The following is a 13,251-nucleotide window of genomic DNA, read 5'->3' on the forward strand; positions in this document are numbered from 1 at the left end:
CACCCGGTCCCGGGTCCAAGTCCGGGTCCGGGTCCGGTCCGGTGGGCGGTTCTCCCCTTCCCCGTGCGACGGGAGGGGCGTGACGCCCGGCGGTCGGGGTCGTTGAAGGGGTAGGTCGGCGAAGTGCACGAAGGCCCCGGGTCGATGTCGGGGCCTTCGTGGTGTCCGCCGGTACCCGGCCGAGGCCGGCGGGTGTCCGGGTCTACGCCTTGGGCGTCCAGGGGGTGACGGTGGGCTCGGGGCCTTCCAGGGCCTGGCGGAGCTTCTCCTTCAGGGTCTTCGGTGGGGCCTGGGTCTCCTCCCGTGTGTGGACGAGACGGGCGACGGTGACGCGTATGTGGCATTCGCGGTGGCGCTGTCGGAGCCGGACCAGCCAGCTGCCGTCCGGGGTGAGGAAGGCGTCGCGGGCGGGGGTGTCCCCCACTCTCGCGTGGCGGGCCAGGAGGGCCGGCAGGTGGTTGAGGGCCGCTTCCTCGGCCGTGGCGAGGGCCTGTTCGCGGGTGCCGTCGACCAGGTGGCGGGCGGCCAGTGTCCAGCGATGGAGTTTGAATTCGACACCGTCGGCGTGTCGGGTGGTCCGGGTGTCCTCCTCGATGAGGACGTACCACTGGTCGGTAGTCATGGCCGGAGCCTAGGCAGTCGGGAACCGGCTCGTGGATCCGGCCCCTGTGCGACGGCCCCGGCCGCGTGGTGGGTCCGGTCGTCGGCTCCCGCGGCAGGGGTGGGGGCGGCCGGGCGTGACGGGTGTCGGGTGGGCGGGGGGGGCAGGTCCGGCGGTGCGGGGGTGTCAGGTCCGGTGGTACGGGGCGATGGCGAGCATCGCGACGTCGTCGTGGAGGGTGCGGGCGTGGCGGGGGAGGTCGGTGTTGAGGAAGTCGACGACCTCGGCGGGTCCGGGTGCCGGGCGGCCTTCGAAGCGGTGGCGGAGCCGCTCCACGAGCGGGTAGAAGTCGCCGTCGGTGTCGCGGGCCTCCACCAGTCCGTCGGTGACCAGCAGGAGCACGTCGCCGTGGGTGAACCGGTGCGTGCACACCACCGGCCCGTCCGTCCGGATCAGGGCAGCGCCGGTGGGCCCTGCAGGGTGCGCACCCGGCCCCGGGAGATCAGTACGGGTTCCACGTGTCCGTGGTTGGTCACCGTCACCCGGTCCGTGCGGCTGTCGTACTCGATGAGCACGGCGGTCGCGAACAGTTCGTCGTCGTGGATCTCCTCGGCCTCCCGGACCAGGCCCCGTTCCAGTCGGGCGGCGACGGCCGGCAGGTCCCGGGCCTCGTGGGCGGCCTCACGGAAGCTGCCCAGGATCGTCGCGACCGTGCGGACCGCCGGGAGTCCTTTGCCGCGTACGTCGCCGATGATGGCGCGTTCCCCGGCCCGGGTGGCGCGGATGTCGAAGAGGTCGCCGCCCACCATGGTCCCGGCCTCGCTCGGCTGGTACAGGCAGGCCGCGAGGACGTTGCCGACCTGGTGCGGGACCGGCCGCAGCAGGGCCCGCATCAGGGCCTCGGCGACGGAGTTGGCGTGGACGAGGTGGCGTTCCTGGCCGCGGCGGTGCGCGGCGAGGGCGGTCGCGAGGATGCCGACGAGGGCGGTGGCGATGTCGGCGGTGACGTGGTGGGTCTCGCCCAGGTGGTGGGTGATCGAGGCGAGGAGGCCTTCGAGGAGGATCGCGAGGACGGTGAGCGCGGCGACGACGGCGGGGCCGTAGGCGTACGCGGCGATGGCGGGCAGGGCGATGAGGAAGAAGCTGACCGCCCATTCCTCGCGGAGGGCGATCTCCAGGAGGAGGACGAGGGCGACGTAGAGGAACGGCAGCCATCGCATCCACCGCGGTGGTGGGGTGGGCCGGAAGCCTTCGTCGGTGTCGGCCGTCAGGGGCGGACCCGGGCGGGTGCGACCACCGCCGCCGGGCGGCGTGTGCGGGGCCACGCGCCCACGGGACCTGTGTACACGAGCCTCCTGACACGAGCGTGATCGACTGTCACAGCGTGAGGAGGAAGTCGGGTCGAGGCGTCGATTACGCCGAACGCGGCATGTTGCCGGACGGGGCGGGCGTGCGTGCGGGAGGTGTTCGGGGATCGTGCCGGAGCGTGTGCGACCGCCCTGCGCCGCCACGTCGCGTGCGGCTCCGGGGTTGCGTGCGGTGACCCGGCCGGCGCAGGGGCCGGTACGGGGCCCGCTCGGCTCCCCGGTGGATCCGGGCCCGGCCGGGACGGCGGCGGGGCCTTCACCCCGTGGGTCCACTCCCGGCCGGAACGACGGCTGGGGCCTTCGCCCCGTGATCCGGAGCCGGGCCGGATCGCGGGGCGAAGGCCCCCGGGGCCCGGTGTCCGCCGCCCGCGGACTGCACGCGGGCTCTTGGACCGCACCCGGGGACGGGCCGGGTGCGTGGTGGCGGCCGGGTGCGGGGTGGCGGGCCGGTGCGGGGGTGGGCCCTGTCGTCAGCCGGTCTGCAGTGCGGCCAGTCGTTGGGCGAACGGGACGGTGCCCAGGCGGTTCGCCGGATCGGTGGAGGTGATCGCCCCGGTCGGGGAACGGGGTGCGAGCGCGGCGGTGGTGTCGACGTCGGGGGCGGTGTCCCGGGCGGTGGGGTGCGCGGAGCCCATGGCGCGGGCCAGTTCCGTGCCCGCGCGGGTGATCCGCTGTGCCAGGCCTTCCTCGCCCCAGTCCTCGGAGGCCGCGTAGACGGCGGTGGGGACGACGGGGGCGCGCAGGTGGTTGAAGAGGGGGCGCATGGCGTGTTCGGTGACCAGGCTGTGGCGGGCCGTGCCGCCGGTCGCGCCGATGAGGACCGGTGTGCCGGTGAGGGCGTCCTTGTCGATGAGGTCGAAGAACGACTTGAACAGGCCGCTGTAGGAGGCGGCGAAGACCGGTGTCACGGCGATCAGGCCGTCCGCGGTGGCCACCGCGTCGAGTGCGGCGGCCAGTTCGGTGGGCGGGAAGCCGGTGACGAGGTGCTGGGCGATCCGCGTCGCCTGTTCCCGCAGTTCGAGGACGACCGGTTCGGCGTCCAGGTGGTCGAGCGTCGCGGCGGTGAGCCGGTCGGCGAGCAGGCGGGTGGAGGAGGGCGAGCTCAGCCCTGCCGTCACGACGAGGAGTTTCACGCTTGCGTCTCCTGTCGTGCGGTGTGTCGGGCCGCCACGCGGGCCGGGTGGGTCGGCGCGTCCGGTACGCCGGCCGGGCGCAGGCTCGCGAACTCCTTGCGCAGGACGGGTACGACCTCCTCGCCGAGCAGGTCGAGCTGTTCCAGGACGGTCTTCAGGGGCAGGCCCGCGTGGTCCATCAGGAACAGTTGGCGCTGGTAGTCGCCGGCGTAGTCGCGGAAGGACAGGGTGCGTTCGATGACCTGTTGGGGGGATCCGACGGTCAGCGGGGTCTGGGAGGTGAACTCCTCCAGGGACGGGCCGTGGCCGTAGACGGGGGCGTTGTCGAAGTAGGGGCGGAACTCGCGGACGGCGTCCTGGGAGTTCCGGCGCATGAACACCTGGCCGCCGAGGCCGACGACGGCCTGTTCGGGGGTGCCGTGTCCGTAGTGGGCGTAGCGCTCCCGGTAGAGGTTGATCATCTGCTCGGTGTGGGAGGCGGGCCAGAAGATGTTGTTGTGGAAGAAGCCGTCGCCGTAGTAGGCGGCCTGTTCGGCGATCTCCGGGGAGCGGATGGAGCCGTGCCAGACGAAGGGCGCGACGCCGTCGAGCGGGCGGGGGGTGGAGGTGAAGGACTGCAGCGGGGTGCGGAACCTGCCCTTCCAGGTGACGGTGTCCTCGTCCCACAGGCGGCGCAGCAGGGCGTAGTTCTCGATGGCGAGGTCGATGCCGTCGCGGATGTCCTTGCCGAACCAGGGGTAGACCGGTCCGGTGTTGCCGCGGCCCGTCATGAGGTCGACGCGGCCGTCGGCGACGTGCTGGAGCATCGCGAAGTCCTCGGCGATCTTCACCGGGTCGTTGGTGGTGATCAGTGTCGTCGAGGTGGACAGGATCAGGTTCTCGGTGCGTGCGGCGATGTAGCCGAGCATGGTCGTCGGTGAGGAGGGGACGAACGGCGGGTTGTGATGCTCGCCGGTGGCGAAGACGTCGAGGCCGACCTCCTCGGCCTTCTGCGCGATGGCGAGCATCGCCTTGATGCGTTCGTGCTCGCCGGGCACGCGTCCGGTCGTCGGGTCGGCCGTGACGTCACCGACGGTGAAGATCCCGAACTGCATGGCTCCCCTACCCTTCCAAGATTGTTGATTGTTCAACCATACCTGGGAACGGGGGCCGGTCCCGGCGTATTCCCGGTCGGGCCCCGAAAGACCGACCGCCCCCGTCCCGCCCGGCGGACGGCCGGACGGGACGGGGGCGGGACGAGGGGCGGGACGAGGTGTCGGACGGGGTGCGGGGCCCGGCCGGGCCGGGCCGGTGCGGGACACCGGCCGGGGTGCGGCGGGCGGGGGTGCCGGGGTGGTGGGGGTCAGCCCTGGCAGAGGCCGCGGGTGTAGTCGTACGTCGCGGTGGCCTGGGAGTAGCGCCACTGCGGGTCCAGCAGGTCGCTCTTGAGCTGTCCGGCCGCGGTCGGGCTCTCGACGACGTACCCGAAGTCCTGGAGCCAGGACGGGTAGAGGTTCTTGGAGCCGATGTAGAAGGCCGATCCGTCGACCGAGACCAGCTTGTGGTGCTGGGCGTAGGGCTTGCCGTCCGCCCAGGTGGGCCGGTCGGACGCGCGGAACGTGGCCAGTTGGAGGTTCTCGCACAGGGCGGTGCGGGCGCGGCCGCCGTCACCGGTCAGGGCCGTCAGGCGGCCGCGCAGGGCGTCGCTCACCTCGTTCAGCGACTTGATCTGCGAGTAGCCGCCGCTGCCGATCGTGCCGCGGTTGGCCGGGTCGCTCACGACGATGCGGACCTTCACGCCGGAGGCGAGCTTCGCGGCGAGGGCGTCGTAGAGGCGGACGTCGTAGCGGGGCAGCGGCGGGCAGGTGGCGTGGACGTCCTGCTGGGAGATCTCGATGTGCGAGGTCGCGCCGGAGATCAGGGCGCGCAGGGCGCTCTCCTCCGGGTTGACGGTGTCGTAGTCCCGGTCGGCGTTGGTCCGGTCCGCGACCCCGATGCCACATTTCGTGTCGCCGGCGGTGGGCAGGACGGGGCGGAAGGAGGAGGTGGGGTCACTCTGGCGGATGCCGACGCCGAGGCCGCCGACGGCGAGCGCGGGCACGTCCCCGCCGCCCGCCGGGGCGGCGGGCCGGGGCAGGGCGGGCATGCAGTCCGCGCCGGGCGAGGCGGCGAACCAGACCGAGGCCCAGTTGGCCTTGTTGCGGCAGGTCCAGTCCCACAGGGTGTCCAGGTAGCGGCCGGCGGAGCCCGCGGCCGGTCCGGTCAGCGCGAGGTCGACGTCGGCGACCGGGTGGGTGGTCTCGAGGTAGTCGTCCTTCCAGCTGTTGATGCCGCCGGTGATCACCGAGGTGCCGTCCACGACGACCAGCTTGGAGTGGTTCCAGGAGAACGCGGTCTTCGAGGTGGTCATCGAGGCCACGTTGAGGGTGATGTTCGCCGCGGCGGCCGGGCCGAGCTTCGTGAGCAGCTCGTCGCGGTAGGACGAGGGGATCACGGTGGAGTGGTAGATGGGCGCGGCGCCGACCATGACGCGGACCTTGAGCCGGTTGCCCTTCTGGGCGGACTCCTTCAGGCCCGCGACGATCGCGTCCTGGTAGCCGCCGTTGGGGAAGGGCGCGAGCGTGGATATGTCGACCGTGTCCCGGGCGGCGGCGATGTCCTGGCGCATCTTGTCCAGGAGGCGGCGCGAGCCGGGCCGGTCGGTGCAGGCCGCGTCGCCCCAGCAACCGGGGGTCTGGAGCAGCCAGTCGGCGCCTCCGGGGACGGAGGAGCCGAGCCGGTTGCCGGCGGTGCGCTCCCACACCGAGCCCTCCAGGCCCGGCGAGACCTGACGCAGGGCCTGCTCGACCGAGTCCAGGTACGGGGTGGGCGCGTCGGCGGCGGACGCGGGGGCGGCGGCGAGGAGGGAGAGGCCGAGTGCGAGGGCCGTGGCGGGGACGAGGGCCGGCGCGGTGACGGTGCGTGCCAATGTGGTTCCTTGACTGGGTGGGGGTGGCTCCGGCCGGGAGCGTGGTCGGCCACACCCCGACCTTGATCAACTCCCGTAAGTTACCAGCACGTAGCGTCCTGTTCGCCCGTCCCGGACGAGTTCCGGCCACACGGGGCGAGGGGCGGCACGGGGGTGCGCGGGGGTGCGCCGGAGCCGGGAGGCGGGGCCACCGGGAACGTCCGTCACCCCTCCTCCCCCGCCCGTCGCCCCTCCTCCCCCGCCGCCGGACCGCCGGCCGAGGGGGGCGGCGGTCCGGGAGGCGGGGGCGAGGGCGGTCCCGACGCCGGGGGTCCCGACGCAGGGGGACGGCCCCGACGCAGGGGGCGGCGGTCGGCGGTCCGGTGGGGCGTGGACCTGTGGGGCGTGGGCCTGTGGTCGTGCCCGACGCGCCGCCGACGGCGGGAGGGGCACCCCCCGGGCCGATCGGGCACGCGTGCCGGTGCGCGCCGCCGGGATGCGGGTGCGGTCCCACCGTCGGGCGGCACGACACCGAACTCCCGCTCGCACACCTCGGCCGCGGTCGGCCGCCCGCCCGGCGCCCGCCCTGGGCGGGCGCCGGGCGGGCGCCGGCCGCGTGGTGGGCGTGCGGGCGCTCCTCAGGAGGCGGCCAGGGCCTCCAGCGCGGGGACCGTCTCGGCCGGGGTCGGCAGGGCCGCGTTCTCCGCACGGAGGCCGGCGGCCGCCTCGCGCAGGGCCGGGTCGGCGGTGAGGCGGGCCAGGAGCGGGGCGTCGACGTCCTCGGAGGCCGAGCGCAGGGCGGCGCCGGTGGCGGTGAGTGCGTCGGCGTTGGCGAAGTGGTCGGCGCCCTGGGGAAGCAGGAGTTGGGGCAGGCCGGCCTGCAGGGCGGTGAGCAGGGTGCCGGAGCCGCCGTGGTGGACGAGCGCGTCGCAGGTGGTCAGCAGCTCGGCGAGCGGGACCCAGGGCAGCGGGCGGACGTTGTCCGGGAGGGTGCCGAGCGGGCCGAGGTCGGCGTCGCCGACGGCGAGCAGGAACTCGGCGTCCACCGACGCGGCGGCCTCCATCAGACGGACGATGGCGCGGACGCCGTCCAGCGCGGTCAGTACGGTGCCCAGGGTGACGGCGACGCGCGGACGGTCGCCGCGCCGGAGCAGTCCGGCCGGGACGGTGCCGCCGCCGTTGTAGGGGAGGTAGCGCACGCGCAGGCCGCCCGGGTCGCCGCCGAGCGAGGCGGGGACGATGTTCAGCGCGGTGGGCTCGGCCGGGCCGGCCACCTCGTACTTCTCGTACGCCTCGGTGAAGTGGGCGGCGAGCCGGGCGACCATGTCGAGGCCGGAGGTCACGCCGAAGTTGTGGACCACCGACGGGATCCCCAGTTTGGCGGCGACCAGCGGGGCCGAGGCCTGGAAGGAGTCGTGGACCAGCAGGTCCGGGCGCCAACTGTCGGCGGTCTCCAACAGACCGTCCACGGTGGAACGGGAGACGAGCGCGAAACCGCGGGCCGCCCGCTCGAGGATCTGATCCGTGGTCATGTCCGGTGCGACGTACCGCATCTCCTGGTCCGAGAACTCCTCGAAGACGTCCATGATGCTGCGACCGTCACCGATCTCCACGATCGGGAAACCGGCCTCACGCAGAGGGCCGAGCGGCTGCGAGCCCGCGAACAGCACCTCGTGACCGGCGGCCCGTAAGGCCTGCGCGGTCGGGACCATCGGGAAGAGGTGGCCGGCCGCGGCCGGTCCGGTGAAAAGTATGCGCACGGGTATTTCTCCATCGCCGTCGGTCTACCGGGTCCAGGGGCGGACGGGCACACCCCGCCCCCCTTCCGGATCAACCCCCGGACGTGCGCGCGACGTTCCCCCGAGAGGATCGATAATCGGACGTTCTGCACACGGGCCGGCCGGACGGAGGACCGTGCCGGAGCCTCCGGGGCGTCGGGGGGCGGCCGGGGCGTCGGGGGCGGGTCGGGGTGGGGCGGGCGGCGTGTCAGTGGGGCGGCGCCGCTACGATCCGGGGACGGGCGGGGCCGTAGCGCAGAGGTCGACGCGCGCGGTCTCCAACACCGCGAGGACACCGGTTCGATTCCGGTCGGCTCCGCCCTCCCGGCGCGTGCCGCTCCCCCCGCGCCCCGGCCCCTGCCAGGATGGACCCGTGACCGAATCTCGTGCATGGACGGCCCCCCGGTGCCGCGGCGGTGGGTCCCCTCTCTCCCTCTGGTCGAAGGACTCGATCCTGTCGATCGGCTCCGTGGGCTCGATCCTGTCGATCGGCTCGGTGGGCTCCGTCCTGTCGATCGGCTCCGTGGGCTGCGCGCTGTCCGCCGCCTCCGTCGGATCCTCCCTGTCCGTGTTCTCGACCGCCTCCTGGCTCAGCACCGGCTCGCTGCTGTCCGCGCGATCACGCGGGTCGGTGCTGTCCTGGCATTCACGCAACGGCTTCATGACGGCCGGCACGACCACCGCGACCGCGACCGCGACCCTTGCCGGGCTCACCGCCGTCGGGCTCACCGCGGTCGGGCTCGCCGTCGCCGGGATCGCGCTGCACCTCGGCGGGCGCCGCGACCGCTGAAAGACGCCCCACCTCCCACCTCCCACCTCCCACCTTCCGCCTTCCGCCTTCCGCCTTCCGCCTTCCGCCTTCCGCCTTCCGGTCACGGGGGGTCAGGGTGTGGGCGGGGTCCAGTCGGCGGGCAGCCCGGACTGGGCGAGGACGGTGGCCAGGCTGTAGTGGTCCTGGTCGGCGACGATCCGACAGTGGGCACGGTCGAGGTCGAGCTCGGTGGTCATCGGCACGGCGAAAGAGCCGGGCGCGCCCTTGAGGTGGCCGGAGTAGACGGCCCGGACGGTGATGCGGTCGCCGTCGAGGCGGGTGCTGCGGACCGTGACGTGGACGTCGTCGATGAGGGTGTCGGCGCGGGCCTTCCACCCCGCGATCTCCGTGCGACCACGGAAGGTGACACCGACGGCCTCGTCGGTGTAGGTGCCGTCGGCGGTGAACAGGGCACCCAGAGCCCCCGGGTCGGTGCCGTTCCAGGCACGCGCCCAGGCGGCGGCGATCCCCGACGTCCGCCGCCCGCCGTCCTGGGCGGCGTGGGCGGCGTGGGCGGTGGCGCAGAGCGCGACGGTGGCGGTCACCACGGTGAGGGTGCGCAGCGTACGGGACGTCATGACGGATGCTCCTGAAGGGATGCGAAGGCGGGATGGTCGGCCGCCGGTGTCCCGCGCGGCCTCATACACACACCCTCGTACCGGACGGTGTCCACTCTCCAGACCCCGCACGACCGATGACTGTCCACCACTGCCCACCACCGTCCACCCCCCCGTCCACGCCCGTCCACCCCCCGTCCGCGCGGACCGTGCCGGGACGGCCCACCCGAACCGGGCCGGATCCCTGACCACAGTCCCTGACCGCAGTCCTCGGCTGGCGCAAGCCGGCGGCCGGACGGATCGAGGAACTCCTGGAGGCCCACCCTCTTCCCGAACCGAAGTCCTGACCTCGATGCCGGAAGTCGGCGTCAGGACCGGAGCCAGGATCCTGATCGACGTCGGCGACGGCGACGGCGACGGCGACGGCAGCACCTTCCCGACCGCCGGCCACCTCGCCGCCCACGCCGGGCTCGCACCCACGACCCGCAGCCGGGTCCTCGATCCGCGGCGAACAGCCGTCCCGGAAGAGGACCCGAGCAGCTCGAACGGGCCTTCTTCCTCCCCGTCGTTCGCCGCCTCGGGCGACCCGGCATCGCGGATCCACCACGACAGGAAGATCACCCAAGGCACACACCGCACCCAAGCCCTGCCTCGCCGGACGCCGGACCGACGTCCTCTTCGCCGTGCTCCGCGACGGAACCTGCTACGAACCCCGGCCTGCCACCTCGGGCCGCCCCTCATCGGGCACGCCGCAGGCAGGACACAGGCAGAGTGCCGGACGGCCTCCCGCCCGACACCCACCACCCCGACCGAAGACACAGGGACACCCCCCGGACCGGACGGAACCGTCAAGCTGGCAGCCCCACCCCCCGGGCCGTCGCGGCCGGCCACCTACGGGCGGCCGTGCCACAGTCGGTCCCGCCGAGGGGCGGTCCTGCCGGGGACGGTCGTGCCGGGGGGGCGGTCGTGCCGGAGAACGGCGGGAAAGCACGGTGCCGGGCGGCTCGGGGCGACCGAGGATTGCCGCATGAAGATCGAGATCACCTCTCAGGCCCGGTCCTTCGAGAAGGCGGCCGCCGACTACGCGGAGAACCGCCCCTCCTATCCGCCCGCGGTCCTCGACGCGGTCGAGGAACTCGCCGGCCGCCCGCTGAAGGGCGCCCGCGTCGCGGACATCGGCGCCGGCACCGGACTGGCGACCGCCCTCCTCCAGGCCCGTGGCGCGTACGTCGTCGCGGTGGAACCCGGGCCCGCGATGGCCTCGCAGCTCCGGCTCAGACTGCCCGCGATCCCCCTCGTCCTCGGGGACGGCGACCGCCTGCCCCTCGCGTCCGGATCCTTCGACGTCCTCACCTACGCCCAGGCCTGGCACTGGACCGACCCGCGCAGCTCCGTCCCCGAAGCACTGCGAGTACTTCGCCACGGGGGCACGCTCGCCCTGTGGTGGAACGACTCGGACGCCACCGTCCCCTGGATCGCCGAGCAGGACGCCCGCCTGGCCCGCCTCTTCGGCGGTGACGACGGCGGCGCACCCGACCCGACGGCCCGGTTCCGCGGCCTGCCGCCCGAACTCGACTTCACCACCCGCCGAATACCATGGACCCGCGCCGTCCCACTCACCACACATCTGGCGAACCTCGCCACCTACTCCGACTTCCTGATGCTCGGGAACAACGCCACCGACACGTTCCTGGCCACCGAACGGAACCTGCTGACCCAGATCTTCCCCGACGGGACGATCGAGGAGCAGTACGTCGTCAGCCTGGCCGTCACCCACCACTGACCCCACACCACACACCGGGCACCGCACCAAGGGGCGAGGACCCGACGGACGCTCGTCCTCCCGACCGTCAGGGCCCACGATCCGGCGGCTCCCGGGCGCCGTCCCGGCCCGCCGCCCGCACGGCCGGTAACGCAACCCTGCCGAGCCGGGCCAGGCGGTGACGTACGGCCGTGACGACCACCGCTCTGGCCAGGACCACCAGCCCGCCCAACCCCAGGGCTCCAGGCACCCACCGGGCTGCCGTAGCCGTCGTCCGTACAGCCCGGACCCCACCCGCCACGGGCCCGGACACGCAAGAACGCCCGACCCGAAACCCGGACCGGGCGCGTGCATGCGTACTGCCTGCTGGTGGCGGCTCAGTACCAGTGGTCGGCGGACCAGAAGTTCCAGGCGCCGACCGGGCTGCCGTAGCCGTCGTCCGTGCGGTCCGGGCCCCACCCGCCCACGGGCCCGGACACGCAAGAACGCCCGGCCGGGAACCCGGGCCGGGCGTGTGCATGCGTGCTGGCCGCTGCCGGCCGGCTTAGTACCAGTGGTTGGCGGACCAGAAGTTCCAGGCGCCGACCGGGCTGCCGTAGCGGTCGTTCATGTAGTCCAGGCCCCACTTGATCTGGGTGGCGGGGTTGGTCTTCCAGTCCGCGCCGGCGGAGGCCATCTTCGACGCCGGGAGGGCCTGTGCCAGACCGTACGCGCCGGACGACGGATTCGTCGCGGTGTGGTTCCAGCCGCTCTCGTGCGAAATGATCTTGTCGAACGCGGCGAACTGGGCCGGGTCCTTGATCATCTGCTGTGCGATCGCCTTGGCACTCGTCGGGGCCGCCTGGGCGGGAACCGTGGCGAGCATGGAACCGGCGACACCCAGGGCGACGACGGTGCCCGCGAGGGCCTTCTTCGAAGCGGCGATACGGCGGATGACGGTGTTGGACACGGAGAAAACCTTCCACAGGGAACAGGGGCGGTCGCAGGCACGTCGAAGACATGCGTGAGCCACTCACACGGTGGAGAGGGGTTCGTCGGCGGCGGGTGGAACACCCGTGCCGCCTGGCGACACATCCAGTTCTACAGACGCCCCACCCTCCCGGCAACGACCCCACCTACTAACAACCCTCGCAGCCACCACCCCCACCACCCACCCGAACCCGAACCCCGCAGCCCACACCCCCTCCACCCACCCCACCCCGACCACTAACCCGATTCGTATGTGACCTGGGTCCTATGGGACGCCTCACCCCCCAACCCCCCAAAACTCACCCAACGTCACCACCCCAACCCCCTTCAAGACGACCGGCCACCAACCCCAACCACCCCACAACCCCACAAAACCAACACCAAAGGACCACGAGGCCAGGCCCGAGGGCGGGCAACCGTCGGCCGCCCGAGGCCGGGGCCGCGAGCGAAGCCAGGGACCGTAGCCAGGAGGCGGGGGCCGAGGAACCGAGGCGGACACCGGATGGCCGTAGGCCGGGGCCGCGGGCGGCTCCGGGCCCGGGCCGTGGGCGGGGACCACAGGCGGGCCAGGGACCGGGCGGGGACCCGGGAACCGAGGGCGGGGGCTGCGGGCGGCGCCGGGCCGTGACCGGCAGGCACGGCACCCTCGCCAGGACCCCACACAACGACCCACACCCCACCAAGCCCACCCCCGGCCCAGACCACCCCGCCCGACACCGCCCACCTCAAGGCGGACAGACACCCGACCGACAGACATGCCCGGACACACCAGCACCACAAAAGACCAAGGAACCGGGAGCCAGGAGCCAGGAAACCAGGGGCAGCATCCGAAGACCGTCGGCGGAGCCGGGAACCGTGGACGGGGACCGCATCCCACCGAAACTTCGCTCTCAACCTGACGATCCCCGGTATCGCGGCGGAGTCGGGTGCCACGGTCTCGACCGCGCAGTCACCTCACACCAACACAACGTGAGACACCCCGGAAAACCACCGCCCCACCCCGACCCGCCCCGCGGCCGCCGACCGGGACACACCGACACACGCGTACTCACCCCGCACAGCCCGCCGCCGGCCACCGGCCACCGGCCACCGGCCACCGGCCACCGGCCACCGCCCATCCTCAAGAACGCACACCACGGACCCGCAGCCGCCACACACGCCCTCCCCCTCCAGCAACCACCAGCAGCCGGAAGAACGCCACGCCGGTCCCGCCGGACCCCCCACAACCTCGCCCCCACGACCCGAAAACATGAGAGACACCGAGACAGAGACCGCCAACCAAAGCCCGACAGGGACCCTCAAGACACCTACGAACACCCCAGAACCGACCCCACCCAACTATCGGAA

At 73.1% G+C, this 13,251-nt stretch carries 11 protein-coding genes, 1 tRNA gene and 1 pseudogene; 4 read left to right on the forward strand and 9 right to left on the reverse strand.

Annotated features, from left to right (window positions below; all coding sequences use genetic code 11):
* Positions 1–202: 202 nt before the first annotated feature.
* The 7 genes from OG624_RS00570 to OG624_RS00600 all read right to left on the reverse strand — a co-directional run bounded on the left by OG624_RS00570 (position 203) and on the right by OG624_RS00600 (position 7,787).
* Complete coding sequence (locus OG624_RS00570; RefSeq protein ID WP_033226938.1) at positions 203–622, reverse strand: hypothetical protein; 420 nt, start codon at positions 620–622, stop codon at positions 203–205.
* Between the two features lie 165 nt (positions 623–787).
* Positions 788–1,036, reverse strand: a complete 249-nt coding sequence (locus OG624_RS00575; protein WP_051764032.1) for a SpoIIE family protein phosphatase — start codon at positions 1,034–1,036, stop codon at positions 788–790.
* Positions 1,037–1,053: 17 nt separating this feature from the next.
* On the reverse strand, positions 1,054–1,926 hold the full coding sequence (locus OG624_RS00580) for a PP2C family protein-serine/threonine phosphatase (protein WP_371638843.1): 873 nt from the start codon (positions 1,924–1,926) through the stop codon (positions 1,054–1,056).
* Between the two features lie 512 nt (positions 1,927–2,438).
* Positions 2,439–3,101 (reverse strand): CE1759 family FMN reductase, encoded by a 663-nt coding sequence (locus OG624_RS00585; protein WP_033226937.1) that lies wholly within the window; start codon positions 3,099–3,101, stop codon positions 2,439–2,441.
* Positions 3,098–4,195 carry an LLM class flavin-dependent oxidoreductase gene (locus OG624_RS00590; RefSeq protein WP_033226936.1) on the reverse strand — a complete coding sequence of 366 codons (1,098 nt, stop codon included), beginning with the start codon at positions 4,193–4,195 and terminating at the stop codon, positions 3,098–3,100. The genes OG624_RS00585 and OG624_RS00590 overlap by 4 nt, the downstream gene beginning before the upstream one ends.
* 248 nt (positions 4,196–4,443) lie before the next feature.
* Positions 4,444–6,048 carry a phospholipase gene (locus tag OG624_RS00595; RefSeq protein ID WP_371638844.1) on the reverse strand — a complete coding sequence of 535 codons (1,605 nt, stop codon included), beginning with the start codon at positions 6,046–6,048 and terminating at the stop codon, positions 4,444–4,446.
* Positions 6,049–6,665: 617 nt separating this feature from the next.
* Positions 6,666–7,787 (reverse strand): glycosyltransferase, encoded by a 1,122-nt coding sequence (locus OG624_RS00600; RefSeq protein WP_371638845.1) that lies wholly within the window; start codon positions 7,785–7,787, stop codon positions 6,666–6,668.
* Between the two features lie 262 nt (positions 7,788–8,049).
* On the opposite strand from OG624_RS00600, the gene OG624_RS00605 reads away from it, so the two are divergent.
* Positions 8,050–8,124: transfer RNA gene (locus tag OG624_RS00605), tRNA-Trp, on the forward strand.
* Positions 8,125–8,178: 54 nt separating this feature from the next.
* On the forward strand, positions 8,179–8,595 hold the full coding sequence (locus OG624_RS00610) for a hypothetical protein (RefSeq protein WP_266356424.1): 417 nt from the start codon (positions 8,179–8,181) through the stop codon (positions 8,593–8,595).
* A 92-nt stretch (positions 8,596–8,687) separates the two neighbouring features.
* Here OG624_RS00610 and OG624_RS00615 read toward each other — a convergent pair whose 3' ends face one another.
* Entirely contained in the window at positions 8,688–9,194 is a 507-nt protein-coding gene (locus OG624_RS00615) for a nuclear transport factor 2 family protein (RefSeq protein WP_371638846.1), read from the reverse strand.
* Between the two features lie 230 nt (positions 9,195–9,424).
* Here OG624_RS00615 and OG624_RS00620 point away from each other — a divergent pair.
* Both OG624_RS00620 and OG624_RS00625 read left to right on the forward strand, forming a co-directional pair.
* Positions 9,425–9,889, forward strand: a pseudogene (locus OG624_RS00620) (transposase); the annotation flags it as partial.
* Between the two features lie 311 nt (positions 9,890–10,200).
* Positions 10,201–10,956 (forward strand): class I SAM-dependent methyltransferase, encoded by a 756-nt coding sequence (locus OG624_RS00625; protein ID WP_371638847.1) that lies wholly within the window; start codon positions 10,201–10,203, stop codon positions 10,954–10,956.
* Positions 10,957–11,479: 523 nt separating this feature from the next.
* Here OG624_RS00625 and OG624_RS00630 read toward each other — a convergent pair.
* Positions 11,480–11,884, reverse strand: coding sequence for a transglycosylase SLT domain-containing protein (locus OG624_RS00630; protein WP_030715288.1), 405 nt, complete (start codon positions 11,882–11,884; stop codon positions 11,480–11,482).
* Positions 11,885–13,251 lie beyond the last annotated feature (1,367 nt).

The organism is Streptomyces virginiae (assembly GCF_041432505.1).
GTDB lineage: Bacteria > Actinomycetota > Actinomycetes > Streptomycetales > Streptomycetaceae > Streptomyces > Streptomyces virginiae_A.